Genomic DNA, 24,822 nt, shown 5'->3' on the forward strand with positions numbered 1-24,822 from the left:
GTCCAGAGCAGCGTGCTGTTCGAGCGGTCGAGCAGAAGTACCACGAGGAAACCGAGGAACCACAGCGCGGTTCCACCCAGCACGACGGGCACGGGGTCGGCCAGCCGGTGCGGCAACGGCGGCGGGTGCGGGGCGGAGTCGCGTTCGGACACATCGTAAGGAGAGCAGATGCTGGACGGGTTCTTCAAGATTTCCGAGCGCGGGTCGACCGTGGCGCGCGAACTGCGCGGCGGCGTCGTGACCTTCTTCACGATGGCCTACATCGTGGTGCTGAACCCGCTGATCATCGGCAGCTTCGCGCCGACCGGGCCCGGCGCGCACCCCGACGTCCTCGGCAACATCCTCCCGGTCGGCCAGGTCGCGGCGGTCACCGCGCTGGTCGCGGGCGTGATGACCATCCTCTTCGGACTGATCGCCAACTACCCGTTCGCGCTGGCGACGGGCCTCGGCATCAACTCGTTCGTCGCCGTCTCGGTGGCCGCGAAGGTCAGCTGGCCCGAGGCGATGGGCCTCATCCTGGTCAACGGCCTGGTCGTGCTGATCCTGGTGCTCACGGGCGTGCGGACCGCGGTGTTCAACGCCGTGCCGAACGAGCTCAAGGCCGCGATCGCGGTCGGCATCGGCCTGTTCATCACGTTCATCGGCCTGGTCGACGCCGGTTTCGTGCGCCGCCTCCCCGACGCCGCCAACACCACGGTCCCGGTCGGCCTCGGCATCAACGGCTCGATCGCCAGCTGGCCGACGCTCGTGTTCGTGGTCGGGCTCGTGGTCACCGGTGTGCTGTTCGCGCGCAAGATCAAGGGCGCGATTCTCATCGGCATCGTCAGCACGGCGATCTTCGCGATCATCCTGGAAGCGATCGTCAAGGCCGGGCCGTCCGCGGGCACCAACGCCAAGGGCTGGAACCTCGGCTACCCCGCCCTGCCCGACAAGGTGTTCGGCGTGCCGGACCTGTCGCTGCTCGGCGAGGTGTCGTTCGGTGCCTGGACCAGGATCCCTGCACTGGCCGCCGCGTTGATCGTCTTCACGCTCGTCCTCACCGACTTCTTCGACACCGTCGGCACGATGACCGGCCTCGGCAAGGAAGCCGGCCTCATCGACGAGAACGGCCAGCTCCCCAACGTCAGCAAGGCCCTGTTCGTCGACGGCCTCGGCGCCGTGGCCGGTGGTGCCGCGTCGAGCTCGTCGAACACCGTCTACATCGAGTCGGCGTCCGGCATCGCCGAGGGCGCCCGCACCGGCCTCGCGAACGTCGTCACGGGCGTGTTGTTCCTGCTGGCGATGTTCTTCACGCCGCTCTACGAGATCGTGCCGATCGAAGCCGCCGCCCCGGCCCTGGTGATCGTCGGCGCGCTGATGATGATGCAGATCCGCGAGATCGACTTCGCCGACTTCACCATCGCGCTCCCCGCGTTCCTCACCATCGTCGTCATGCCGTTCACCTACTCCATCGCGAACGGCATCGGCGCGGGCTTCGTCAGCTACGTGCTGCTCAGGACCATGACCGGCCGGGCGCGCGGCATCCACCCGCTGATGTGGGTCGTGGCCGTCGCGTTCGTCATCTACTTCGCCCTGGGCCCGATCCAGGGCCTGCTCAACTGACCTTTCGGCAGGAAACTATTTCGTGAGGTATGCTAACTACGTGGCGACCGAACAGCACGGACTGTCGAGCAAGCTCAGGCTTGCCGTGGTCCGCCTCAACCGTCGCCTGCGGGCCCAGCGCACCAACTCGTCGGTGTCGCTGACGCAGGTGTCCGCTCTGTCCACACTGCACAAGTGCGGACCACTGACGCCAGGAGAACTGGCGGCCAAGGAAGGCGTGCAGCCGCCGTCGATGACGCGCGTGATCGCAGCCCTGGAGGAGTTCGGCTTCGCGACGCGCAGCCCGCACCCCACCGACGGCCGTCAAGCCATCGTCGAGCTGACGAGCGAAGGCTTGTCGTACCTGGAAGACGAGATCACCGCGCGCGAGGCGTGGCTGGACAAGCGGCTGGCGGAACTGGAGCCCGGCGAACGGGCCCTGCTCTCCCAGGCCGCCGAGATCATCGACAGGATGGCGGGGCAGTAAGGACGTGGCAGGTTACGCGGGTGGTGGAGCAGACAGTTCGCCACCTCGTCGTACCGGCATGTTCGGATCGTTAGGCATATACAACTACCGCCTCTACGCCTCTGGCCAGATCATCTCGCTGGTCGGCGTCTGGATGCAGCGAGTGGCCCAGGACTGGCTGGTCCTGGAACTCACCAACGGCTCTCCGGTCGCGCTGGGGTTCGCGGCGTCCTTGCAGTTCTTGCCCGTGCTGCTGCTCTCCATGTGGGGCGGCGTGCTCGCCGACCGCATGGACAAGCGCAAACTCCTGCTCTGGCTGGAATCCGCGCTGGGCGTCTGCGCGCTGGCGCTGGGCCTGCTCGACGTGACCGGCGTCGTTCATCTTTGGCACGTCTACGTCCTCTGCTTCCTGCTCGGCTGCTTCTCCGCCGTGGAAACCCCGGTGCGCCAGTCCTTCGTGGTCGAGATGGTCGGCCGCGACTCGTTGACCAACGCCGTCGCGATCAACTCGATGATGTTCAACCTGGCCCGGATCGTGGGTCCGGCCATCGCGGGCGTCACGATCGTCGCCATCGGCACGGGCTGGGTCTTCCTGGCCAACGCCATCAGCTTCGTGGGCGTCGTCCTGGGCATCTACCTGATGCGCACTTCCCAGCTCCTGCGCGCCGATCCCGTGCCACGCGAGAAGGGCCAACTGCTCTCCGGCCTTCGCTACGTCCGGCACCGCCCCGACCTGCTGACAGTCATGCTGCTGGTCTTCTTCATCGCCACGTTCGGCATGAACTTCTACATGACCCTGGCAATCCTGGCCCGCAACGTGTTCGGCGGCGACGCCGACGCCTACGGCCTTCTCTCCACCCTCATCGCAGTGGGCACCTTCGCGGGCGCAACCTGGGCAGCCCGCCGCAAAACCCCGCGCCTAACGGTCTTCATCGGCGCGGGCATCGTCTTCGGCGTGCTGGAAATCGTCTCCGGCCTGATGCCGACGATGCTCCTGACGGGCTTGATGATGATCCCGGTCGGCATCGCGATGATGACCTTCAACACCACCGCGAACGCCACCATCCAACTGGCCGTGGAACCGGAGATGCGCGGCCGCGTGATGGGCATCTACATGCTGGTCTTCCTGGGCGGCAACCCGGTGGGCGGCCCGCTGATGGGGTGGCTGGGCGAGATCAACGGCCGCGCGCCGATCATCGTGGGCGGCGCGGTCTCCATGCTCGTCACCATCACCGCGTGGATCATCCTGGTGAGGCGGGGCGACATCGCGAAGCCCCGCCTGCGCAGGCAGCGAGCGGACGAGCCGGTCAGCCCAGCAGAGTTGCAGCCGTCGGATCGGTGATCAGCGCGGCGAACGTGTGCCGGTCCTCCCACCGCTGCGCCACCCAGGCCAGCGCCCGCGCGAGCCCCTCAGGAGTGTCCGCCGCGTGCGGCACCCCGTCGGCCATCCACCACTCGACCCGCTGCCCGTCAACCACCAGCTGCTCGTGCACCACGACAACCCCGTCGGGCAACGCGACCTCAAGCAGTTCGCAGGCCATGCGAACAGCAGCAAGGTCCTGCCACTGCACCACTTCACCCACGTGGTCGGGCGACCCGTCGAACTCCTCGGAAGCCAACGCCAGGTCCAGCAGGTCCGCCAACTCCTCGGACCCGTCCGCCAGCAACACCCGCGAAGCCGGCACCACCCCGAGCAACCACGGGTGATCAAGCACCACGACGTCGTCCGCGGCCACGACCTCGCCGGACAGCACCCGAACCCGCTCCGGAGGAGCGAAGTCCCCTTCCGGCAAAGCCGCATGCGCTCGCAACACCACGGCATCCGCGATGGCGCGATCAGCATCCCCGAGCCGCTCCAGCACGAACTCGGCGTCATCGTCGTCCCAGATCTCCAACCGGGAACGGACGCCGGCCGCACGCAGGACGTGCTCGGGCAGCTCAAGATCCGGAACGGCGTCGAAGAGCCCGTCCAGCAACGCGGCCTCGGCCAGCCGGTACTCGCGCGGAGCCTTCCCGGCCAGCGTTGCGTGCCGGGCAATCCACCACCCGGTGTACCCGTCAGGCTCCGAAACCGCCCGCCAGGTAACGGGATCCGACGCCAGCAGCCTCAACGCGGCCGGCCAGTCCGCGACCAGATCCAAGTCCCGGACCGCCACCACTCGGCGAGGCTCGTCCGGCACAGACGCCCACCACGCGGCCTCGTCCGGCAAGTCGTGATCCGGCCCGGACGGCTCGTCGTCGACAACTAGTGAGAACCCGTCCACCACGCCAAGAGCAACCAGCGCGGAACGCGGGTACGCCTCCGCGATCTCCTTGGACAGCAACGGAAACGCGTCCGCCTCGACCACACCGACCAGCGGCGAGTCGGGCAGCAGCAGCTCGTCCGCGCGGTGCCATTCGCCGTCGGAGTCGGGCAGAGCCAGCGCACCCAGCCAAGGTTCTTCGCCCGCACGCAAAGCCGCTCGATCGACCAGCCGCAGGACGGTCTCGATCAGGTCGTCCGGATGCAGCCCGGCCTCGGCGTCCTCGATCGACCGAGCCACGTTCTCGCGCAACGAAGGATCGGCGAGCAGCTCGGAAGCCCCTGCCTCGACCGCCCCGAGCCGCACCAGCAACGGGTGCACCGCGTCGGGGTGCACCACCCGCAGTCCGGGCAACGGCTCATCGGCGATCAAAGTCGTGCGAGGCCCGGTGACCGTCCGCCCGTCAGCCAGCGGCACCGGCAACGACTGCAGCGCCTCGCGCACGTCCGGATCGACCTCGGCGAGAGGAGCGAAGGCCGCGTAGACGTCCCTCCACCACCCGGGATCACCGGAAACGCCGGCCAGCGCGGCCACGACCTCGGCGGTCGAAACCCGCGGCACCTCCAGTGCCGCCAAGGCCTTCGCGTGCACCGGCGCGGACAGCTCCGCGTCCAGCAGCCCGGGCAGCGCGTCCTCGACCAGCTCGACGAGCTCCTCGGAACCCACGTCCAGCACCCGAGCCCGCGCGGGCGAGATCCACTCGCCGGAAGCCAGCGGCAGCCAGGAAGCCGCGCGCAGCGAACGAATCACCGCGGTGCGCAGCCGATCGTCCACTTCGGACAGCGGGAAGCCGGGCAACGGCACCAGAGCAGTCCGCTCGACCGCAGGCACCCGAGCGACCAGCGCCGGGTACGCGGCAGCGGCGGCGTCCAGAATCGACCAGGCGGCCGCGCCGGGCAGGATCCGGCGGCGCGACGGCTCGACCGGCAAGGTGGCGATCAGCCGAGCGGGCAACGACAAGCGCTCATCGGTCGGCGTCGGCGCGTGCAGCACGTCCTCGCCGAGCTCCGAGTCCAGCGGGTAGGCCCACGTGACCGTCCACTCAGGACGGTGCTCGACGCCCTGGACGAACTCGGCGGCGAGCTCTCCTGACTCCTGCTCCACCAGCCACCGGGCCGAGCCGATCGTGACGACACCATCGGCGGTGACGAAGCGTTCCCACGACTGCGAGCCGACTTCGATGCGACGCAGGCCGGGCAGAGCCAGCAGCAGGTCCGGCACCTCGGCGGCCAGCTCGTCCAGCGACAGGTCGACCTTCAGCGGCAGCCGCACCTCGGTCGCGAAGCCCTCGGGAGCCGACTCGGCCACCGGCCACACCAGGCGCAGCACCGGCACGTCGCCGCCGCGCTCGGAAGCCAGCTCGGGCACCTCGGCCCGCGTCCGGGCAGCGGAGAACTCCACACCGCCCGACGTCGAAACCACGCGCGGCGCGTCCGAAACGGTGAGCACGGCCGCGAACCCGACACCGAACTGCCCGACCCCGGACTCCTTGGCCGAAGCCCGCAGCGAAGCCAGCGCGGCAACACCCGCGGCGGTCAGCGGAGCACCCGTGTTGGCGGCACGCAGCTCGCCGTCGACGAGAGTGATCCGCAACACACCGGGCTCGGCACCCGCCGCGTCGGACGCGTTCTGGGCCAGCTCGACCAGCAGGCGGTCCCGGTAGCCACCGAGACGGAGGTCTTCCTCGGCGTTCGCGTCTTCGCGGAAACGTGTGGGCGACCCGCGCCACGCGGAAAGGACCGAGGTGCGCAGGGCCTCGGTGCCGAACGGGTCGGTCACTCCGAGACGTCCAGAACGTCCAGCTGCGCGTCGTCGTAGACCAGTTCGGCGACCGGGACCATCGGGCTGATGTCGACCTCGGCCTGCGAGTGCGCGCCGCAGCCGTACTCGACGTGCACGACGTGGCCGTCCGCCGGAGCGATCTCGTTCGCGCAGATGCCGAACGCGGCACCGAACGCGCCGGCCACGCGGGTGTAGAAGCCGCACGTGCCGCAGTGCGCGGGAGCGCTGCGGGCCATGTCGGAGCGCGGGCCGAAGTCGGAGGACACCCAGCGTTCGGCGGCGTCCAGACGGCCCTCGCGGGACAGGACGCGCGTGCGGCCGAGACCGATCTCCAGCGCGACCTCCTCCACGGCCGGGTCGTCGGACTGCACGTACGCCTCGACCAGGCGCGGGTCGTCCTCACGGGGCGGCATCAGGTCGCCCACGCCGAGGTCGCCGGCGCGGACCCGTTCGCTCCACGGCACCCACTCGGGCGCGACGAGCGCGTCCTGGCCCGGCAGCAGCACGACCTCGCTGACCGACACCGGGGTGCCCTCGCCCGCGGAGGCGACGGTCACCGCCCAGTTCCAGCCGCGGTAGCCGGCGTGCTCGGCCTCGAACAGGTGCGTGACGGAGTACTCGTCCTCGCCGTGCACCCCGACGTGAGCGCCGACGCGCTCGACACCCGCCTCTTCCTCCGCGGCGGCGCGGGCGAGATCAACGGCGTCGAGGAGCATCTCAGTCGCGGTCACGGGTGAATTGTGCCGCAGGTCTTCGCCGGGACGAAAACTCGTGCCACCCTCCGTGGGGTGCGCTCACCCGTCTGGCTGGTCCTCGCGGTGGCTCTGGCCGCCTGCTCGACTCAGCAAGAAGCAAAACCGCAGGTAGAAGTCCTGCAGAAGATTCCTCACGACACGTCGGCGTTCACCCAGGGGTTGGAACTGGTCGACGGGGTCCTCTACGAGGGCACAGGTCTGGAGGGTCAGTCGACGATGCGCGCGCTCGACCCGTCGAGCGGCAACGTGCAGAAGAAGGTCGATCTCCCGGAGGACTTCTTCGGCGAGGGCATCACCGTCGTCGGCGACACCATCTGGCAGATCACGTGGCGCAACGGCGTGGCCATCGAGCGCGACCGCAAGACGCTGAACGAGGTCCGCCGGGTCAGCTACGACGGCGAGGGCTGGGGCATCTGCGACGACGGCCGGCGCCTGATCATGAGCGACGGTAGCGCGAAGCTGACCTTCCGCGACCCGAAGTCGTTCAAGGAAACCGGAAGTGTGCAGGTCACGCGCGCCGGCCAGCCGCTGACTCAGCTCAACGAGCTGGAATGCGTCGGCGGCAAGGTGTGGTCGAACGTGTGGAAGACGAACGAGATCGTCCGCATCGACCCGGCCACCGGTCAGGTCACCAACACCTACGACCTCGCGTCGATCAAACCGTCCGATCCGAACATCGACGTGCTGAACGGGATCGCGCACCTCCCCGGTACCAACGAGTTCCTGGTCACAGGCAAGAACTGGCCCACCATCTTCCGAGTGAGGTTCAACGGGATGGGGCAGGATTGAGGGTGTGACCGGCGACCGCGGGTGGAGTGACGAACCGACTCCGAAGCGCTACCCGTGGCAGGACGACGAGTACCAGCCGCGGCAGCGTCGTGAGCCGCCGTCCGAACACGGTTTCCAGGCTCCACCGCAAAGGCCGCAGAACACCCGCCCGCTGCCGAACGAAGATCAGCAGACCACTCCGACGCCGAAGCCGCCGCGCAAGCTCACGGTCACCCGCGTCGCCTGGTTCCGCAGCAAGCAGATCTCGCAGCAGGCGGTCGCGGCGTTCCGGCGCGCGGCCCACGCCGACGGCGCCAAGAAGTCCGGCATGTCGTCGGTCACCTACGCGGTGATGATGAACTACGCCGCCGACGCCGCCATGGCCGTCGCGCTGGCGAACACGCTGTTCTTCTCCGCGGCGTCGGCGGAGTCCAAGACCAAGGTCGCGCTGTACCTGTTGATCACGGTCGCGCCGTTCGCGTTGATCGCGCCGGTGATCGGTCCGCTGCTGGACAAGATCCAGCGCGGCCGGCGGCTCGCACTCGCCGCTTCCTGCGTGGTCCGGGTCGTGTTGTCGATCGTGATGGCGCTGGAGTTCGACAGCTGGCTGCTGTACCCGGCCGCACTGGGCAGCATGGTGTTGTCGAAATCGTTCACCGTGCTCAAGTCCGCGATCACGCCGCGGGTGCTGCCGCCGGAGATCACGCTGTCGAAGACCAACGCGCGCATGACCGTCTTCGGGCTCGCGGCGGGTGCGGTGTTCGGCGCGTTCGCGGCGGGGTTCGCGAAGATCTTCGGCTCGCCGGGCGCGTTGTGGTTCACCGCGGTGCTGTGCCTGGTGAACGCGTGGCTGTGCATGAAGATCCCGGCGTGGGTCGAGGTGACCGAGGGCGAGGTCCCGGCGACGCTGCGATCGAGGCCCGCCAAGCAACGCGTGTCCCGGCACATCGTGGTCGCGTTGTGGGGCAACGGTTCCATCCGCATGCTGACCGGGTTCCTGACGCTCTTCGCGGCCTTCGTGGTCCGCGAGCAGACCGAGGGCGAACCGGTGCAGCAACTGTTGCTGCTGGGCGTGATCGCGGGTGCGGCGGGCATCGGCAGCTTCCTCGGCAACGCGATCGGCGCGCGCCAGCACTTCGACAAACCGGACGAGGTCGTCCTCGCCTGCGTCGGCACGGCCCTGCTGGCGACGATCGTGGCCGCCGCGCTGCCCGGCCTGGTCACCGCCGCGATCGTCGGCCTGCTGGGCGCCACCGCGTCGTCGCTGGCCAAGATCAGCCTGGACGCGGTGATCCAGGACGACCTGCCGGAGGAGTCGCGCGCCTCGGCGTTCGGCCGCTCGGAGACGATCCTGCAGCTCACCTGGGTCTTCGGCGGCGCGCTGGGCGTGCTGCTGCCGGCGACGTTCTGGATCGGCTTCCTGGTGCTGTCCGTCCTGCTCGCCCTGGGCCTCACGCAGACCTGGATGTACCGCAACGGCACCTCGCTGCAGCTGGTCCTGGGCAGGCTCGTCCGCAGGCCGGAAGCGGCGACCCCGTAGGCTGCCTGACGTGCGTCGACTTGCTTCTGTACTGGCTGCCAGCGTTCTCGTGCTGACCGGCTGCGGGCTGCCGCGGCACGATCCCGAGGTCACGTTCTACGCGAACGGCAAGGCCATCCGCGTCGAGCCGACGATCTACTGCGACGTCACCGGCGACAACTGCGCCGAGAAGAACGCGCCCGGCAAGTTGAAGGTGCCGCCGGGCAAGGTCGTGCAGATCTCGGTGGACGGGCAGCTCGCCGACGGCCTCTGGGAGGTCGTGTGCGTGTACGAGAACGCCGCGCGCGTGCAGGAGGGCTGCAGCTCGCCGTTGCTCGGCAAGGGCGACAACTTCTCCTACACGCTGGCCGTGCCGGACGACTCCGACCAGCTGCTGCGCATCGAGGTGCACGAGGCGGCCGGTGCGGTGCTGGAGACCGGCCAGCCGCTGATGCGCGGCTCCTGGGTCGTCGACATCGCTCGCTAGCGACAGTACGCGGGGAGCTTTCGTACTCTCCTGCAGGACGAAAGGGCCCCGCGTGCGGTCAAAAGTCAGCGTTTGCCGAAGGCTTCCCACCATTCGCTGGGGACTGTGCGCAGGGCGGAGTCCAGGAGTGCTTTGCCGGTGTCGGTGACCACGGACGCCTGCATGGTCTGGATGAAGCGCTCCATCTTCGTGATTCCCGCGGCCTGGTACTCCCGCGCCTGCAGCAGGAGCTCCAGCTTGTCGGCGTCACGCGAGCAGCGCGCTTCCGGCGTGTGATCGATCTCCTTGGCCGCCTCGTGCTCGGCGACCAGCGCCTCGATGTGCGCGGCGAGCGGCGCGGGCAGGTGCCGGACCTGGTCCCGTGCCACGGCTTCCGGCGGCATCGTCACGTCGAGGTAGAGCTTGCCGACGTACGGGATGTCGCCGATCCGCGTCTCGGGCACGTCGTGGAACAGGCCCAGCGTCGCCGCCCGGTCCGGGTTCGCCCCCTCCTGCACGGCGATCGCGTACGCCAGAACGCCCACCCGGAACGAGTGAGCGGCCACCGACTCGGGGTTCTGCACCCCGGCGAAGAGCCACCCCGCGCGGGGCAGGCGTTTGAGCTGGCCGACTTCGTACAGGAACTCGACGATCCGGTCCGCTTCAGACATGCTGCCGATCTTTTTACGGATCGAGGTCCCGCGCCACCGCCCGGACGACCTCGGCGACGAGCTTCATCGTCTTCTTGTCGGACGGGTAACGGCCGCGGCGCAGGTCAGGCTGGACCTTGCTCTCCAGGAGCTTGATCATGTCCTCGATCAGGCCGTGCATCTCCTCGGCGGGACGGCGGCGCGCCTCGGCGACGGACGGCGCAGGGTCGACCAGGCGCACGGACAGCGCCTGCGGCCCGCGGCGGCCTTCCGCCATGCCGAACTCGATGCGCTGGCCGGCTTTGAGGCCGTCGACGCCGGGAGGCAACGCCGCTTTGCGGACGTAGACGTCCTCGCCACCGTCCTGCGTGACGAAGCCGAAGCCCTTCTCCGTGTCGTACCACTTGACCTTGCCGGTCGGCACCGCGCTCACCATTCCCTTACTTCTGCACAACGAACGCGCCCCAGGCGTACCCGAGACGCGTCTCACCAGACTAGCCAGAAGACCTTGGGTAAGGCACCTCCGTTAGCGCGACTACGCTGCCGGTATGACCGCTCCGAAGCTGTTCCCGCTGGCCGTCGGCCTGTTCGCCGCCGGCGTGCTCGCGATCATCGCGGTCTTCGTGCTCTTCGCCACTGGCCACGGCGACCTGCCGGTCTGGCTGAACGTCGCCGCCACCTACCTGCCGGCGATCGGCCTGGCGCTCGGGATCATCGCCGTGATCAGGAAATCACGCCAGAAGAAGTCCTGAGCCACTCCGGGAACTCGCGCAGGTCCTCCAGCACCACCGCGGCGCCCGCTTCGGCCAGCTCAGCCCTGGAACAAGGCCCGGTCACCACGCCGACGCCCAGCGCTCCCGCGGCCAGCGCACCCAACATGTCGCCGACGTGATCACCCACGTAGATCGCGGCGCCGTGCAGCTTCAACGACTCGGCCTTGCCCGTCGCCCAGAGCTCGCCGTAGAGGTGGTCGACCTCCCAGCCGAACGCTTCCAGGTGCAACGCGGCGTTCTTGCGGTACTTGCCGGTGACGATCATCGTCTGGCCGCCCAGGTCCCGGACGCACTGCAGCGCCTCGGCGGCTCCGGGCAGCGCGACCGTCGCGGGGATCACGACGTCCGGGTACAGCGCGCGGAACAGCGTGACCAGGTCCGGGATCTCCTCCTCGGGCACGCCCATCTCGCGGTAGGTCATGTCGAGGGGCGGGCCGAGGTTCGACGCGAAGTGGTCGCCGTCGAGGTCGTGGCCGGTGCGCGCGCCCACCTCGTAGAGCACGGCGGCCATGCCCGGTCGCGGGTCGATGAGGGTCATGTCCAGGTCGAAGCCCACGGTGAACGGCACAGAACCCGACTCTACGTCTTTACAGGAATTGTTTTTATGTAAAGCTGGCGGGGTGAGCGACATCACCGAGCTCTTACTGGACGCGGCCGCAGACCTGCTCGCGGCCCGCGGTTTCCACGGTCTGCGCATGATCGAGGTCGCCAGCCGCGCGGGCGTCAGCAGACAGACCGTCTACAACGAGTTCGGCAACAAGGAGGGGCTCGTCCAGGCCGTCGCGGCGCATCAGACCGAGGAGTACCTCTCCGGGATCGTCACGCGGCTCAAGGAGGACCCCGATCCGTGGGAGGCGATGCGGTCCGCGTTCCGCTACACCTTCGAGCGAACCGAGAAGGACCGGCTGGTCTCCGCGGTGCTGACCGGGCAGGACGCCGAGGACCTGTTGCCGTTCCTCACGATTCGCGGCCATCCCGTGCTGTTCCACGCGACGGAGGTGGTCGAGCGGCATCTCAGCGAGCACTTCCCCGGGCGGCACGTGCGACTGACAGCGGAGACGACCGTGCGGCTCGCGTTGAGCCACCTGCTGATGCCGAGCGGCGATCTCGACGGCGCGATCGACGCCGTGGTCCGAGTGGCCCGCGCCACGTTGGAGGCATGACTCTTGTTGCAATAGTTTTGCAGCAAGGGGGTGGCCGGTGGTCGCTGTTTCGGGACGCTTGCGCGCGGGTGCGGCGCTGCTCGGTCCGGCGTTCGTCGCCGCGATCGCGTACGTCGATCCCGGCAACGTGGCCACCAACACCGCGGCCGGAGCACGCTACGGGTACCTGCTGGTGTGGGTGCTCGTCGTCGCGAACGTCATGGCCGGGCTGGTGCAGTACCTGTCGGCGAAGCTCGGCCTGGTCACCGGGAAGTCGTTGCCGGAGGCGGTCCGGGAGCACCTGCCGCGGCCGGTGCGGCTCGCGTACTGGGGCCAGGCCGAGGTCGTGGCGATGGCGACCGACCTGGCCGAGGTGCTCGGCGGGGCGATCGCGCTGGCGATCCTCTTCGACCTTCCGCTGCTGCTCGGTGGCGTGATCACCGGTGTGGTGTCGACGGTGCTGCTGCTGGTCCAGGATCGTCGCGGGCAGCAGCCGTTCGAACGCGTGATCACCACCATGCTGGTCGTGATCGCGGTCGGGTTCATGGCGGGGCTTTTCGTGTCACCGCCGTCGGTTTCCGGTGCTTTCCACGGTCTGGTGCCGCGGTTCGACGGCGCGGACAGCGTGTTGCTCGCGGCGGGCATGCTCGGTGCCACGGTCATGCCGCACGCGGTCTACCTGCACTCGGCGCTGGCACGTGATCGGCACGGCAGGGACCCGTCGGTGCTCGGCGCGACCAAGGTCGACGTCGTGATCGCGATGGTGCTGGCCGGTGCGGTGAACATGGCGATGCTGCTCGTCGCGGCTTCGGCTCTGCACGGTCGCGATGGTGTCGACACGCTTGAAGGAGCGCACGCGGCGGTCGGTTCGACGCTGGGCGGCGGGATCGCGCTCCTGTTCGCTCTGGGTTTGCTGGCTTCGGGTTTCGCGTCCACGGCCGTCGGTTGCTACGCGGGTGCCGTGGTCATGGACGGGCTGCTGCACGTGCGGATTCCGTTGCCGGCGCGGCGACTCGTCACTCTGGTGCCCGCGCTGGCGATCCTGGCGTTCGGTGTCGACCCGACGTTCGCCTTGGTGCTGTCGCAGGTCGTGCTGTCGTTCGGCATCCCGTTCGCGCTCGTGCCTTTGGTGTGGCTGACCGCGCGCCGGTCCGTCATGGGCTCGTATGCGAACCGGCGCGTGGTCACGTTCGCCGCGTGGGTGGTCGCTTTCGCGGTGGTCGTGCTGAACGTGGCGCTGATCTACCTGACGGTGTCCTCGTAGGAGACGCCGACCTGGCGCAGCGCTTCCTCCATGATCCGCATGATCTCGAGCGTCGCCGACCACGGGATGTCGGGGTGCTGGACCTCGCGCCGGCCGACCGCGAGCTCGACCTCGCGGATCTGGTGCTGGTAGCCCAGGTCCTCGGTCTCGTGCTCGACGCCGTTGATGATCACCTTGGTGGGGTTGAACATCGGGTCGGCGATCACGATCCGGCCCTCGGTGCCGACGATCTCCGCCGCGCTGCCGAGGTCGGCGACGAGCGAGCAGCTCAGCAGAGCCTGCGCGCCGTTCTCGTAGCCGAGCAGAATCGACGCGTCGGCGTCCACTTCGGACGGTGCGAGGCTGCCGTGCGCGGCGATGCGGGTCGGCACGCCGAGAAGCCGGTGCGCGAGTGAGATCGGGTAGACGCCGAGGTCGAGGATCGACCCGCCACCGGCTTTCTTGGCCCACAGCCGGTCGTCGTCGTTGAACTCGTGCCGGAAGCCGAAGTCCGCGGTGATCGTCCGCACCTCGCCGATCTCACCGGCCTCGACGGCGTCGACGACCTTGCGGATCAACGGGTTGACGCGCGTCCACATGGCTTCCATCAGGAACTGCGTCTTCTTCGACCTTGCCCGTTCGATCATCTCCTCGGCCTGCGCGACCGTGAGCGCGAAGGCCTTCTCGCACAGCACGTGCTTGCCGGCGTCGAGCGCGGCGAGCGCGACCTCGTGGTGCTGGCCGTGCGGCGTGGCGATGTAGACGATCTCGACGTCCGGGTCTTTCAGCAGCTCCTGGTAGTCGCCGTACGCGCGCTCGATGCCGAACTTGTCGGCAAACGCCTGCGCACGCGTGACGTCGCGCGAGGACACCGCGAGCACCTCGACGTCCGGCACCTTCAGCATGTCGGCGGTCACAGCATTAGCGATTCCGCCGGTAGCGATCACACCCCACTTCATGAGGTGAGCTTAGATTGGATGTATGCGCCTCATCCTGAACGTGATCTGGCTGGTGCTCGCCGGGTTCTGGATGGCCGTCGGCTACGCGGTCGCCGGCCTCATCTGCTGCGTCCTGATCATCACGATCCCCTGGGGCATCGCGTCGTTCCGGATCGCGAACTACGCGCTCTGGCCGTTCGGCCGCGAGGTGGTCGACAAGCCGGGCGCGGGCGCGGGTTCGTTGCTGGGCAACATCATCTGGATCATCGTGGCCGGTCTGTGGCTCGCGATCGGCCACATCGTCACCGGCATCGCGCTGTGCGTGACGATCATCGGCATCCCACTGGGCATCGCCAACTTCAAGCTGGTGAAGGTCTCGCTGGTGCCGCTGGGCAAGGAGATCGTCGACGTCCCATGAGGGTCCCCCGCTCCTCGTCGGGGGCGGGGAGCGGGAGACCTCTCATTCGGCACGCGCGGTCAGGCGTCGTCGCCCAACAGCTCGTGCAGGCACAGGATGTTGCCCTCGGTGTCGTGGAACCAGGCCGCGCGCTCGGTGCCCATCACCGCGATGTGGTTGACGGTCTTGAAGTCGGGCAGGTCGTAGTCCTCGAAGCGCACGCCCTTGCCCTCCAGCTCGCTGATCTCGTCCTCGAGGTTCGGCACCTCGAAGCTGAGCACCGTGTGAGCCGTCTGTGCGCCCTTCTCCGCAGGCATCAGGCCCAGCGCGTCACCCTGGCCGAGCGAGAAGATCCGCGTGCCGTCCGGGGCGGTGGTGATGGGCTTGAGGCCGAGCTTGTCCGCGTAGAAGGTCCCGGCTCGCTCGGGGTCTTCGACGGGCAACATCGTCGTGGTCCTGGTGGCGGTGAGCATGCGCGCCTCCTTCGGGCGGAATCACATGATGTTGCGCGCGTCACACCGTGATCGCAAGAGCCCTTTCACCCCTTCGTGACCTGCGGAGATTCTTGATTCGCGGGACGATTTCGCTCAGTTCTGCCAGCATCACCGAGCGAAGTCAGACCTGGGGGAAGTAGTCCGATGACCACGTTGCGTTTCATGCTGCTCGCCGCCGTTCTCGCACTGTCCGGCTGCGCGTTGGCCAGGCCTCCGATCGAGCCGATCGCGCCTTACACACCCGTGTCGACGACACCGTCGGACACGCCCGCGTGCCGGCTGTTCGACCCGGCCCTGCTCACCGAGCCCAAGTTCAAGAACGGCTACGCCAACGCGTCCGACTGCTTCTGGGGCTCCGACGACGCCGGACCGATGGTGATCGGCGTTCGCGAGAGCTCCACGCCCGAGCAGTACCTGGGGAAGCCGGACGGGTTGAAGACCTCGCCGATCACCATCGGGCAGCACTCCGGCCTGCTCGCCGAGAACAGCTTCGGCAAGGGCACGTGCGGTGTCGTGCTGACCCGCTCCGGTGGCGTGACGTCCGTGCGGATGCTCACCGAGGCGGGCGGCAGGGCGTGCGAGATCGCGCAGTCCGTGATGAAGGTGATCGAGCCGAAGCTGTCCTAGGCGTGCTCGGTGCTGTCGTCGAGGCTCAGCAGCTCGACCGCCTTGGCCCGCATCTCCACCTTGCGGATCTTGCCGGTGACCGTCATCGGGAACTCGTCCACCACGTGCACGTACCGCGGGATCTTGTAGTGGGCGAGCTTGCCGGAGCAGAACTCCCGCACACCTTCCGCGGTCAGCGGCGCGGCTCCCTCGCGCATGCGGACCCAGGCCATCAGCTCCTCGCCGTACCGGGCGTCGGGCACGCCGATCACCTGCGCGTCGAGCACGTCCGGGTGCGTGTAGAGGAACTCCTCGATCTCGCGCGGATAGATGTTCTCGCCACCGCGGATCACCATGTCCTTGATGCGCCCGGTGATGTTCACGTAGTCGTCGTCATCCATCACCGCGAGGTCGCCGGTATGCATCCAGCCCGCCTGGTCCACCGCCTCGGCCGTTTTCTCGGGCTCGTTCCAGTAGCCGAGCATGACGGAGTAGCCGCGCGTGCACAGCTCCCCCGGCACCCCACGCGCAACCGTGAGGCCCGTTTCCGGGTCGACAATCTTGACCTCCAGGTGGGGGCCGACCCGCCCGACCGTCCCAACACGACGGTCGAGTGAGTCGTCGGCGCGCGTTTGCGTTGACACCGGGGAAGTTTCGGTCATGCCGTAGCAGATGGAGACCTCGCGCATGCCCATGCGTTCGACGACCTGCTTCATCACCTCGACCGGGCACGGCGAGCCCGCCATGATGCCGGTGCGCAAGGAAGACAGGTCGTAGCCGTCGATCAGGTCGAGCATCGCGATGAACATCGTGGGCACGCCGTACAACGACGTGCAGCGCTCTTCCTGAACCGCCGCAAGGGTTGCGGCCGGGTCGAACGCCGGCGCGGGGATCACGACGCACGCGCCGTGGCTGGTCGCTGCGAGGTTGCCCATCACCATGCCGAAGCAGTGGTAGAACGGCGGCACCACGCAGATGCGGTCGTCCTCGGTGTAGCTGATCAGCTCGCCGACGAAGTAGCCGTTGTTGAGGATGTTGTGGTGGCTGAGCGTCGCGCCCTTGGGGAATCCAGTGGTGCCGGACGTGTACTGGATGTTGATCGGGTCGTCGCGGTCCAGCTCGACGTCCGGGAGCGCCCCAGGAGTCCACTGTGGATCGTCGACGAACACGACGTGCCGCAACGAAGGACACCGCGGCTGGACCTCGGCGATCATCGCCGCGTAGTCCGAGGTCTTGAACGTGCGTGCGGAGACGAGCGTGTGGATGCCCGCCTGGTTCAGCACGTACTCCAGCTCGTGCACCCGGTAGGCAGGGTTGACGTTGACCAGGATCGCGCCGATGCGGGCCGTCGCGTACTGCACGAAGACCCACTCCGCGCAGTTGGGCGCCCAGATCCCGACCCGGTCGCCCTTGCGCACGCCCAGCGAGTGCAGCCCGGCGGCGGCGCGATCGACCTCGGCGGACAGCTCCGCGTACGTCCACCGGCGATCTGTGGCCTTGTCGACAAGTGCCTCGCGATCCGGAAAGCGCGCGACGGTCGCGGCGAAGTTCGCGTGGATCGTGTCGCCCAGCAGCGGGGCGGCGGACGTGCCCGAGGAGTAGCTGGCGGTCATCCACCAGACGGTAGTCAGGCTTCGGCGTATGGCAAGGGGACGACCAGGCACGGGCCGCCGCTGTAGAGGCCCGCGTCGATCGCCAGGACCTTGTCGTCGGCGTACACGAGCGGCCCGTCGATCTGCTCCGGCGGCACCCCGAGCTGATCGGCGATGACGCTGTGGCCGTGCACGATCGTGGTGCCGCCCAGCGTCGCCAGCAGCTCGTCCGCGATTTCGGGCCCCTGCGGACCGCGGAACGCGTACCGCGTCGTCATCTTGCGCCAGCACTCCCACCAGTCGACCAGGTCGTCGCCCTTGAGCACCTGACGGACGGCCTCGTTCACCTCTTCGATCGAGGCCCCCCATTCGAGGTAGGCCACCGTGTCGGAGTGCATCAGCAGGTGGTCGTCGCGCAGCTTCAGCACCGGGCGGGACGTGAGCCACTCGACGTGCTCGTCGGTCAGCCGGTCCTGGTCGCTGCGCAGCCCGCCGTTGAGCAGCCAGCTGCGCGCGAACGACCGCGGCCCGGCGCTGTCCGGCACCTGCTCGTCGCCGAACCGGTGCATGCCGAGCAGCAGCACCTCGTGGTTGCCGATCAACGAGTTGACCGCGCCCCCGGCCTCGGCCGCCTCCTCGCCCAGCCGCATGACCAGGTCGATCACACCGACGCCGTCCGGCCCGCGGTCCACGAAGTCGCCGAGGAACCACAGCTCGGCCTCACCGCCCGTCCAGTGCCCCTCCTCGTCGCACAGTTCAGCGACGTGCAGGGCTCTGGTCAGTTCGGCGAGGTGCCCGTGCACGTCTCCAACGACGTGCATCGGGCGTCGATCCGTGTCCACGTCCGCGACGATAGGTGATTTGTCCTCGTCCGTCAGTGGCCAGCCCTGTTCACGCTCTCGCCGGGCCGCTCAGGACGCGGTCCCAGTCGACGGTCCTCGCCCACTCGGCGTAGCTGTGCCAGGTCACGCCGGGGTAGGAGGCGTGCAGGGTCTCGATGTCGAGGAAGTCGGTGTTGTCCTCGAACCGCTGGAACATGTCGGCGATCTCGTCACCGGCCCACTGGCGGACCTGGGCCGACGGCATCTGCTGATAGGGGATCTCGCGGCCGAGCACGTCACTGAGGATCCGCGCCGCTTCCGCACCGGTGACCCGGTCGGAGGCGATGTCGATCCGCTTGCCGGCGAACCGGTCCGGCTGCTCGACGGCGTGCACGGCGAGGCCGGCGATGTCCCTCACGGTGACCTGGTCCAGAGGCTTGCCCGCGGACAACGGGTTGGCCAGCACGCCGTCGGTGAGGCGGCTGAACCCGAGGTTGAGGACGTTCTCCATGAAGTAGACAGGCCCCAGAACGGTCGCCCGGACCTGCTGCTCACGCAGGTAGGCCTCCACGAGCTGCTTGCTGTCGGCGTGGTCGATGTCGGTCGCCGTCATCCGGTCGGCACCGCGCACCGACGAGTAGACGAGATGCGCACCGGTCTTCGCCGCGACGTCGACGAGGAGCCGCCCCTGGGCGACCTCCTCGTCCTTGCCTCCCGAGCCGAACGGCACCGAGAGCCCGAAGATCGCGTCGACGCCTCTGGCGGCGCCGGCGAGTGCCTGCGGGTCGGCGAGGTCGCCGGTGACCAGTCGTGCGCCGGCGGCGGACAGGGCCTGCGCGGAGGGTGACTCGGGCGAGCGCACGTAGGCGGTGACGTCGTGGCCGTGGTCGAGCAACAGGTCGGCGACGGCGCCGCCCTGGTTGCCGGTGGCGCCGATGACGAGGACAGAGGTCACGGATGCTCCTTGATCGTGATTGATGAACGATCACGATCGTCTGGCCTCAACTTTGGTTGAGGTCAAGTGTTACGTTCGCGAGCATGCCGAGGGCGCGCACCACGTTCCACGAACTGACCGTCGGACAGGTCGCCGAACGCAGCGGCGTCGCGATCTCCGCGTTGCACTTCTACGAGCGCCAGGGCCTCATCCGCAGCACCCGCACGACCAGCAACCAGCGCCGCTTCAGCCGGGACACCCTGCGCCGGGTCGCGTTCATCAGGACGTCCCAGAACGTCGGCATCCCGCTGGCGACGATCAAGGAAGCCCTGGATCAGCTCCCCAGTGAACGCACACCGACGCGCGAGGACTGGACGCGGTTGTCCAAGGGGTGGCGCGTCATCCTCGACGCGCGCATCGCCCAGCTGCACGCGTTGCGCGACACCCTCGACGACTGCATCGGGTGCGGCTGTCTCTCACTGCGGTCGTGCCACCTGAGGAACCCGCGCGACGTGCTGGGCCGCGGAGGGCCCGGTGCACGCCGCCTGCCGCCGTCCGAACGTCAGCCGGCCCACTCGCCGAACGGGTCCTGAGAGTGACCGACCAGCTCGGCGATCGACTTGAGCACGCGCGTCGGCCGGTACGGGTACATCTCGGCGTGCTCGGCGGTGAAGATCCCGGACAGGACCAGGATCGTGGAAAGACCGGCTTCGAGACCGGAACGCACGTCGGTGTCCATCCGGTCGCCGATCATCAGCGCGTTCTCGGAGTGCGAGCCCAGCGCGCGCAGGGCCGACCGCATCATCAACGGGTTCGGCTTGCCGACGTAGTAGGGCTCACGGCCGGTGGCGCGCTCGATCAACGCGGCTACGGCGCCGGTCGCGGGCAGTGAACCTTCCCTCGAAGGTCCGGTCGCGTCCGGGTTCGTCGCGATGAACTTCGCGCCTTCCTCCACCAGGCGGATGGCCTTGGTGATGGCGGTGAAGCTGTAGGTGCGGGTCTCGCCGAGCACCACGTAGTCCGGGTCGCGGTCGGTCAGCACGTAGCCGATCTCGTGCAGCGCGGTGGTGAGGCCGGCCTCACCGATCACGAACGCCGAGCCGTTCGGGCGCTGCGAGTCGAGGAAGCGGGCCGTGGCCAGGGCAGAGGTCCAGATGGACTTCTCCGGGATGTCCAGGCCGGTGCGCTGCAGACGCGCGCGCAGGTCCCGTGGCGTGTAGATGGAGTTGTTCGTGAGCACGAGGAACGGGGTGTCGGAGGAGCGGAGCTCCGCGACGAACTCGTCAGCGCCGGGGATCAGGTGCTCCTCGTGAACCAGAACACCGTCCATGTCCATCAAGTAGTGCCACATGGGCCTAAGTATCGATCACGCGCTTGCGGAACGTCTCGATCTGGCGCTTGAGATAACGCTCGATCACCTGAAGTTCATCGTCGTCGAAGTCGCTGAGCACCTCGATCAGGCTCAGCCGCGCTGCCTCGAAGAGCTGGCCGAACTTCTCCAGGTCCCCGATCGCGACCTCGACCAACACCTTGCGGCGGTCGTGCGGATCCCGGACACGACGGACGAAACCGGCACGTTCGAGGCGGTCGATGACACCCGTGACGGCACCGGTGGAGAGGCCGGACAGCTCGGCGATCCGGCCCGCGGTGACGGGTCCGTCCGCCCGCATGGCGAGATCGAGGCACTTCTCGTCGGTCGCGGACAGGCCCATCTGACTCGCGACCTTCGTGTGGAACATGACGGTGAGCGCGCTCTGCTCCCGCATGTACCAGGTGAACCTCTCCAGCGCCTCAGGTTCCATGTTGAACATCTTAGCCACTAAGACAATTCCTTGTGACAGTGCTCCAAACGGGCGGAACGTGAGAAACGCTATTTGTAGCGTCATCCACAAGAGGATGTTCATTACCCTGGTCAGGGTGACAGCAGTGGACTTGGGACTACCCGTCGTGCGCGGTACGCCTGACGTGTCGGCACGACCGGACTCGCCGCTGCTCGTCGACAGGTTCGGCCGGGTCGCAAAGGACCTCCGCGTGAGCCTGACCGACCGCTGCAACCTGCGCTGCACCTACTGCATGCCCGCCGAGGGCCTCGACTGGTTGCAGAAGGACGAGCTGCTCACGGACGCCGAGCTGATCCGGTTGATGCGCATCGCGGTCGTCGACCTGGGCGTCACGGACATCCGCTTCACCGGCGGCGAGCCGTTGCTGCGCCGCGGCCTGGAGCAGGTCATCGCCGCGACGGCCGAGCTGGAGCCGCGGCCGCGCATGTCGATGACCTCGAACGGCATCGGTCTCAAGCGCAGGGCCCAGTCGCTCAAGGACGCCGGCCTGAACCGGATCAACGTCTCGCTGGACACCCTCGACCCCGACCGCTTCGCCACGCTGACCAGGCGCGACCGCATCACGGACGTGCTGGACGGCCTGGACGCCGCTCGCGAAGCGGGCCTGGAACCGGTGAAGGTCAACTCCGTGCTGCTGCGCGGCATGAACGAGGACGAGGCCGTCCCGCTGCTGCGGTTCTGCGTCGAGAACGGCTACCAGCTGCGGTTCATCGAGCAGATGCCGCTCGACCCGCAGCACGGCTGGACGCGCACGAACATGGTCACGGCCGACGAGATCCTCACGATGCTCTCGTCCGCCTACACGCTCACGCCGTCGGAGACCCCGCGCGGTGGTGCGCCGGCCGAGCGCTGGCTGGTCGACGGCGGTCCCGCGACGGTCGGCGTGATCGCGTCGGTGACCAGGCCGTTCTGCGCCGCCTGCGACCGGACCCGGTTGACCTCGGACGGCCAGATCCGCAACTGCCTGTTCAGCCAGACCGAGACCGACCTGCGCACGCTGCTGCGCGACGGCAGCCCCGACGAGGCGATCGCCGACGCGTGGCGTGCCACGATGTGGGCCAAGGCGGCCGGCCACGGCATCAACGACGCGGGCTTCCACCAGCCCGACCGTCCCATGAGCGCAATCGGAGGATGAGCGTGACCGGCGTGAAGATCAGGTACTTCGCGGGCGCGCGCGCCGCGGCCGGGGTGGCCGACGAGGACCTCCTGCTCGACTCGCCAGAGCCCACCGTGGCACTCGTGGTGAGCACCATCGGCGAACGGCACGGCGACAAGCTCGGCAAGGTCCTCGCCGCGTCCAGCTTCCTGCTGGACGGCGTCGCGGTGCGCGACACCTCCGTGCGGGTGCCCGCGGGCGCTCAGCTGGACGTGCTGCCGCCGTTCGCGGGCGGCTGAGCGCTCAGGAACGCCTCCGCACGGGCCACCACCGCGCGCTGTTCGCGGGCCTTCGCCAGTTCCAGCGCCTCCTTCGCAACGGCGACGTCCCCGGTCGCCTCCGCCAGCACCAGCAGTGACTTGGACTCCATCAGCAGGGCGTTGTTGTCCCGCACGTCCCGCAGCAGCTCGCGTGCCAGTTCCGGATCGTGCCGCGCGAGTATCAGCTGAGCCCTGCGCCGTCCCATCGGATAGTTGACCCGGTTCGCCAGCTCGACCGCTGCCTCCAGATCCCCCAGCACGACCAGCGCATCGACCTCGACGTGATCAGCGGTGATCTGCCGTGCCCCCTCCAGGGCCCGTGACGCCAACGTCCGAGCGAGCTCGTCGGCACCCGTCGCCGTCGCGATGTCGGCCAAGCTGGTCAGCACGTTCGGCACGGGGTCCGCAGCCTTGGCGTCCTGGTAACCGGCCAACGCGGCCTCCAGATGCCTCCGTCCCTCCTCGTACTGCCCGAGCTCGACGCAGGCGATCCCGATGCACTCCTCGGCCACCGCGATCTTGAGCTTGTACCCGTGCACCTCCCCCAGCCGCACGGCCTCCTCGAAGTACTGGATCGCCTTGCGCAGCTCGGCGCGGGCACCGAGCACCGTGCCCAGGTTGAACAGCACGGTGACGTGCAGAGGTGGCTCTCCCGGCGACAGCGGCAGCGCCTCTTCCAGGTCCGTCAGCGCGCCGTCGAGATCTCCGAGCTCCCTCTTCACCAAGCCCGTGTTGCCGAGGAAGACCGCTTTCATCAGGTCGGACGTGGCCAGCTCGGCGGCGCGGCCGAACACCTCCAGCGCGGCGCTGTGCTCGCCTCGGAACAAGTGGACCTGGCCGCGCCCGTTGAGCATCGCGACCTCGCAGTCGACGTCACCCGCGGCACGCGCCGACGCGAGACCGGCGGTCAGCACCACGTCCAACTCCGGCCGGTAGCCGCCGAAGACGAGGTAGCCGCGCACCGAGTCGGCGAGATGGCTCGCGAACGGGTGCGGCGCGGCCGCCACCGCCGCCACGAGCGTCGAACGCTTCGCGTCGAGCCAGTCCTGCGCCTCCTCGGAGCTCGCGAACCTGCGACCGGTCAGCTCGACCGGCAGCGGGTCGAGCCGCTTGAGCGGGGTGGCGGCGAGGTCGCTGGCATGGCGCGCGGTGTCCAGGTAGTAGGACAACAACCGGCGCAGGGCGGCAGGCCCCTCCGCGCCCATCTGCTCGGAGGCGAAGAGCCGGATCAGGTCGTGCAGCTGGAACCGTTCGCCTGACTGCTGGACGAGGCCTGCCCGCACCAGCACCCCCACGAGCTCCGCACTGTCCTCAAGCGACGATTCAGCGAGCACGGCGGTGTCCGGCAGGTCGAAGTCGGCGCCGGGATGGACGCTGAGCAGACCGAACAGGTGGCGCGCGTCGTCCGGCAAAGCCTTGAAGGACAAGGAGAACGCGGCCCGCACCGCCGCGTCGCCCTCGATCTCCAGCGCGTCCAGTCTGCCGTCACCACGCAGGTCGGCGATGTAGTCGGGCAGGTGGCGATCGGCGAGGTGCGCGCCCGCGATCCGCAGCGCGAGCGGCAGATGCGCGCACAACTCGATCAGCTCGGCGCGGTCCTGCGACGAACCGTCGATCTGCCACCGGTCGAGCAGCTGGGTGGCCTCGTGGTCGGCCAGCACGTCCAGCCGGATCTGACCCGGGAGCTCGTTGCGGCTGGTCACGATGGCCGTGCAGCCGTCGACGTCCGGGACGAGCGGGCTCAGCTCGGTGGCGTTGTCGAGCACCACGAGCACGCGGCGACCACGCAGCTTCGACCGGTACAGCTCGACCTGCTCATCGAGGTCGAGCGGGACCTTCGCGGGCAGCACACCCAGCGAACGCAGGAACCGGCCGAGCGCCTGCTCGACGGTGACCGCCGGTCCCGCCGCGAACCCGCGCAGGTTCACGTGCAACTGACCGTCCGGGAACCGGTCGCGGATCCGATGCGCCAGCCTGATCGCGAGCGCGGTCTTGCCGATGCCCGGCGGACCGGTGATCGCCAGCACCGGAGCGTCCGACGCCGCCAGCGCGGTGAGCTCGTTCTCCCGGCCGACGAAGTCCAGCAGGTTCGCCGGGAGTTGCTGCGGGCCCGGCGCACGCACGACGAGCCGATAGCCGGAAGCGTCGGTGACGATCTCGTCGTCGACGGACCTCCGCAGCCGCTTGACCAGACTGCGCAACGCGGACATCGGATGGGCCGGCGGGGCGTCGCCCCAGACCGCGCGGACGAGATCCCCGAACAACACCGGTTGACCAGCCCCGGCGGTCAGCGCCCTGTGCAGCGCGGCCAGTCTCGACTCCCCACTCATGACGC

28 protein-coding genes are annotated in these 24,822 nt (G+C 68.6%); 14 read left to right on the top strand and 14 right to left on the bottom strand.

Going from position 1 to position 24,822, the window contains the following annotated elements:
- On the bottom strand, positions 1-251 hold a 251-nt coding region (locus tag ABZX92_RS16785), incomplete at its 3' end, for a DUF2530 domain-containing protein (RefSeq protein ID WP_355559536.1).
- Here ABZX92_RS16785 and ABZX92_RS16790 point away from each other — a divergent pair.
- From ABZX92_RS16790 to ABZX92_RS16800, 3 genes are read left to right on the top strand one after another with little or no spacing between them, the layout of a single operon-like run.
- Positions 169-1,602: an NCS2 family permease gene (locus ABZX92_RS16790; RefSeq protein WP_355559539.1), complete on the top strand. Its 1,434-nt coding sequence runs from the start codon at positions 169-171 to the stop codon at positions 1,600-1,602. The two genes, ABZX92_RS16785 and ABZX92_RS16790, sit on opposite strands and share 83 nt — an antisense overlap.
- A 40-nt stretch (positions 1,603-1,642) precedes the next feature.
- Entirely contained in the window at positions 1,643-2,068 is a 426-nt protein-coding gene (locus ABZX92_RS16795) for a MarR family transcriptional regulator (protein ID WP_355559542.1), read from the top strand.
- A gap of 58 nt (positions 2,069-2,126) precedes the next feature.
- Positions 2,127-3,389: an MFS transporter gene (locus ABZX92_RS16800; RefSeq protein WP_355559545.1), complete on the top strand. Its 1,263-nt coding sequence runs from the start codon at positions 2,127-2,129 to the stop codon at positions 3,387-3,389.
- On the opposite strand, the gene ABZX92_RS16805 is transcribed toward ABZX92_RS16800, so the two are convergent.
- Both ABZX92_RS16805 and ABZX92_RS16810 read right to left on the bottom strand, forming a co-directional pair.
- Complete coding sequence (locus ABZX92_RS16805; RefSeq protein ID WP_355559547.1) at positions 3,355-6,129, bottom strand: hypothetical protein; 2,775 nt, start codon at positions 6,127-6,129, stop codon at positions 3,355-3,357. The genes ABZX92_RS16800 and ABZX92_RS16805 overlap by 35 nt on opposite strands.
- The gene (locus ABZX92_RS16810; RefSeq protein ID WP_355559550.1) at positions 6,126-6,863 is read right to left on the bottom strand and encodes a DUF3027 domain-containing protein; all 738 of its coding nucleotides are present in this window, start codon (positions 6,861-6,863) and stop codon (positions 6,126-6,128) included. Before ABZX92_RS16810 ends, ABZX92_RS16805 begins: the two co-directional genes overlap by 4 nt.
- Before the next feature lie 57 nt (positions 6,864-6,920).
- Here ABZX92_RS16810 and ABZX92_RS16815 point away from each other — a divergent pair, with 57 nt between their 5' ends.
- Genes ABZX92_RS16815 through ABZX92_RS16825 form a run of 3 tightly spaced genes read left to right on the top strand, consistent with a single transcriptional unit; the run spans position 6,921 to position 9,661 of the window.
- Positions 6,921-7,676 (top strand): glutaminyl-peptide cyclotransferase, encoded by a 756-nt coding sequence (locus ABZX92_RS16815; RefSeq protein ID WP_355559552.1) that lies wholly within the window; start codon positions 6,921-6,923, stop codon positions 7,674-7,676.
- Between the two features lie 4 nt (positions 7,677-7,680).
- The gene (locus ABZX92_RS16820; RefSeq protein WP_355559555.1) at positions 7,681-9,195 is read left to right on the top strand and encodes an MFS transporter; all 1,515 of its coding nucleotides are present in this window, start codon (positions 7,681-7,683) and stop codon (positions 9,193-9,195) included.
- A 10-nt stretch (positions 9,196-9,205) separates the two neighbouring features.
- Positions 9,206-9,661: a DUF2771 family protein gene (locus ABZX92_RS16825; RefSeq protein WP_355559558.1), complete on the top strand. Its 456-nt coding sequence runs from the start codon at positions 9,206-9,208 to the stop codon at positions 9,659-9,661.
- A 65-nt stretch (positions 9,662-9,726) separates the two neighbouring features.
- On the opposite strand, the gene ABZX92_RS16830 is transcribed toward ABZX92_RS16825, so the two are convergent.
- Together ABZX92_RS16830 and ABZX92_RS16835 are read right to left on the bottom strand one after the other, a co-directional pair.
- Entirely contained in the window at positions 9,727-10,311 is a 585-nt protein-coding gene (locus ABZX92_RS16830; protein WP_355559561.1) for an HD family hydrolase, read from the bottom strand.
- Positions 10,312-10,324: 13 nt separating this feature from the next.
- Positions 10,325-10,714, bottom strand: a complete 390-nt coding sequence (locus tag ABZX92_RS16835) for a cold-shock protein (RefSeq protein WP_355559563.1) — start codon at positions 10,712-10,714, stop codon at positions 10,325-10,327.
- A gap of 124 nt (positions 10,715-10,838) precedes the next feature.
- Between ABZX92_RS16835 and ABZX92_RS16840 the strand changes: the two genes are divergently transcribed.
- Positions 10,839-11,042, top strand: a complete 204-nt coding sequence (locus ABZX92_RS16840; RefSeq protein WP_355559566.1) for a hypothetical protein — start codon at positions 10,839-10,841, stop codon at positions 11,040-11,042.
- Here ABZX92_RS16840 and ABZX92_RS16845 read toward each other — a convergent pair.
- A complete protein-coding gene (locus ABZX92_RS16845) occupies positions 11,014-11,631 on the bottom strand; it encodes an HAD hydrolase-like protein (protein WP_355559569.1) in 618 nt (205 codons plus the stop codon). The genes ABZX92_RS16840 and ABZX92_RS16845 overlap by 29 nt on opposite strands.
- A gap of 52 nt (positions 11,632-11,683) precedes the next feature.
- On the opposite strand from ABZX92_RS16845, the gene ABZX92_RS16850 reads away from it, so the two are divergent.
- Positions 11,684-12,226: a TetR family transcriptional regulator gene (locus tag ABZX92_RS16850; RefSeq protein ID WP_355559571.1), complete on the top strand. Its 543-nt coding sequence runs from the start codon at positions 11,684-11,686 to the stop codon at positions 12,224-12,226.
- A gap of 37 nt (positions 12,227-12,263) precedes the next feature.
- Entirely contained in the window at positions 12,264-13,469 is a 1,206-nt protein-coding gene (locus ABZX92_RS16855; protein ID WP_355559574.1) for an Nramp family divalent metal transporter, read from the top strand.
- Here the strand turns inward: ABZX92_RS16855 and ABZX92_RS16860 are convergent.
- Positions 13,448-14,407: a Gfo/Idh/MocA family oxidoreductase gene (locus tag ABZX92_RS16860; RefSeq protein WP_355559576.1), complete on the bottom strand. Its 960-nt coding sequence runs from the start codon at positions 14,405-14,407 to the stop codon at positions 13,448-13,450. The genes ABZX92_RS16855 and ABZX92_RS16860 overlap by 22 nt on opposite strands.
- 22 nt (positions 14,408-14,429) lie before the next feature.
- On the opposite strand from ABZX92_RS16860, the gene ABZX92_RS16865 reads away from it, so the two are divergent.
- Positions 14,430-14,804 carry a YccF domain-containing protein gene (locus ABZX92_RS16865; protein ID WP_355559579.1) on the top strand — a complete coding sequence of 125 codons (375 nt, stop codon included), beginning with the start codon at positions 14,430-14,432 and terminating at the stop codon, positions 14,802-14,804.
- A gap of 59 nt (positions 14,805-14,863) precedes the next feature.
- Here ABZX92_RS16865 and ABZX92_RS16870 read toward each other — a convergent pair whose 3' ends face one another.
- Entirely contained in the window at positions 14,864-15,256 is a 393-nt protein-coding gene (locus ABZX92_RS16870; RefSeq protein WP_355559581.1) for a VOC family protein, read from the bottom strand.
- Between the two features lie 165 nt (positions 15,257-15,421).
- On the opposite strand from ABZX92_RS16870, the gene ABZX92_RS16875 reads away from it, so the two are divergent.
- Positions 15,422-15,904 carry a hypothetical protein gene (locus ABZX92_RS16875; protein ID WP_355559584.1) on the top strand — a complete coding sequence of 161 codons (483 nt, stop codon included), beginning with the start codon at positions 15,422-15,424 and terminating at the stop codon, positions 15,902-15,904.
- Here the strand turns inward: ABZX92_RS16875 and ABZX92_RS16880 are convergent.
- From ABZX92_RS16880 to ABZX92_RS16890, 3 genes are all read right to left on the bottom strand, one after another.
- The gene (locus ABZX92_RS16880) at positions 15,901-17,496 is read right to left on the bottom strand and encodes an AMP-binding protein (RefSeq protein WP_355559586.1); all 1,596 of its coding nucleotides are present in this window, start codon (positions 17,494-17,496) and stop codon (positions 15,901-15,903) included. The two genes, ABZX92_RS16875 and ABZX92_RS16880, sit on opposite strands and share 4 nt — an antisense overlap.
- A gap of 14 nt (positions 17,497-17,510) precedes the next feature.
- Positions 17,511-18,296 carry a metallophosphoesterase gene (locus tag ABZX92_RS16885; RefSeq protein ID WP_355559698.1) on the bottom strand — a complete coding sequence of 262 codons (786 nt, stop codon included), beginning with the start codon at positions 18,294-18,296 and terminating at the stop codon, positions 17,511-17,513.
- Between the two features lie 70 nt (positions 18,297-18,366).
- Entirely contained in the window at positions 18,367-19,251 is an 885-nt protein-coding gene (locus tag ABZX92_RS16890) for an NmrA/HSCARG family protein (RefSeq protein ID WP_355559589.1), read from the bottom strand.
- A gap of 83 nt (positions 19,252-19,334) precedes the next feature.
- On the opposite strand from ABZX92_RS16890, the gene soxR reads away from it, so the two are divergent.
- The gene (gene soxR / locus ABZX92_RS16895) at positions 19,335-19,823 is read left to right on the top strand and encodes a redox-sensitive transcriptional activator SoxR (protein ID WP_355559592.1); all 489 of its coding nucleotides are present in this window, start codon (positions 19,335-19,337) and stop codon (positions 19,821-19,823) included.
- Here soxR and ABZX92_RS16900 read toward each other — a convergent pair.
- Positions 19,793-20,581, bottom strand: coding sequence for an HAD-IIA family hydrolase (locus ABZX92_RS16900; protein WP_231114570.1), 789 nt, complete (start codon positions 20,579-20,581; stop codon positions 19,793-19,795). The two genes, soxR and ABZX92_RS16900, sit on opposite strands and share 31 nt — an antisense overlap.
- A 4-nt stretch (positions 20,582-20,585) precedes the next feature.
- Complete coding sequence (locus tag ABZX92_RS16905; RefSeq protein ID WP_355559595.1) at positions 20,586-21,032, bottom strand: MarR family transcriptional regulator; 447 nt, start codon at positions 21,030-21,032, stop codon at positions 20,586-20,588.
- A 115-nt stretch (positions 21,033-21,147) separates the two neighbouring features.
- On the opposite strand from ABZX92_RS16905, the gene moaA reads away from it, so the two are divergent.
- Together moaA and ABZX92_RS16915 are read left to right on the top strand one after the other, a co-directional pair.
- Positions 21,148-22,206: a GTP 3',8-cyclase MoaA gene (moaA, locus tag ABZX92_RS16910; RefSeq protein WP_355559598.1), complete on the top strand. Its 1,059-nt coding sequence runs from the start codon at positions 21,148-21,150 to the stop codon at positions 22,204-22,206.
- An 11-nt stretch (positions 22,207-22,217) separates the two neighbouring features.
- Positions 22,218-22,466, top strand: a complete 249-nt coding sequence (locus tag ABZX92_RS16915; RefSeq protein WP_355559601.1) for a MoaD/ThiS family protein — start codon at positions 22,218-22,220, stop codon at positions 22,464-22,466.
- On the opposite strand, the gene ABZX92_RS16920 is transcribed toward ABZX92_RS16915, so the two are convergent.
- Complete coding sequence (locus tag ABZX92_RS16920) at positions 22,430-24,817, bottom strand: tetratricopeptide repeat protein (protein ID WP_355559604.1); 2,388 nt, start codon at positions 24,815-24,817, stop codon at positions 22,430-22,432. The two genes, ABZX92_RS16915 and ABZX92_RS16920, sit on opposite strands and share 37 nt — an antisense overlap.
- Positions 24,818-24,822: the final 5 nt, after the last annotated feature.

This window comes from Lentzea sp. NPDC006480 (assembly GCF_040611995.1).
Taxonomy (GTDB): domain Bacteria; phylum Actinomycetota; class Actinomycetes; order Mycobacteriales; family Pseudonocardiaceae; genus Lentzea.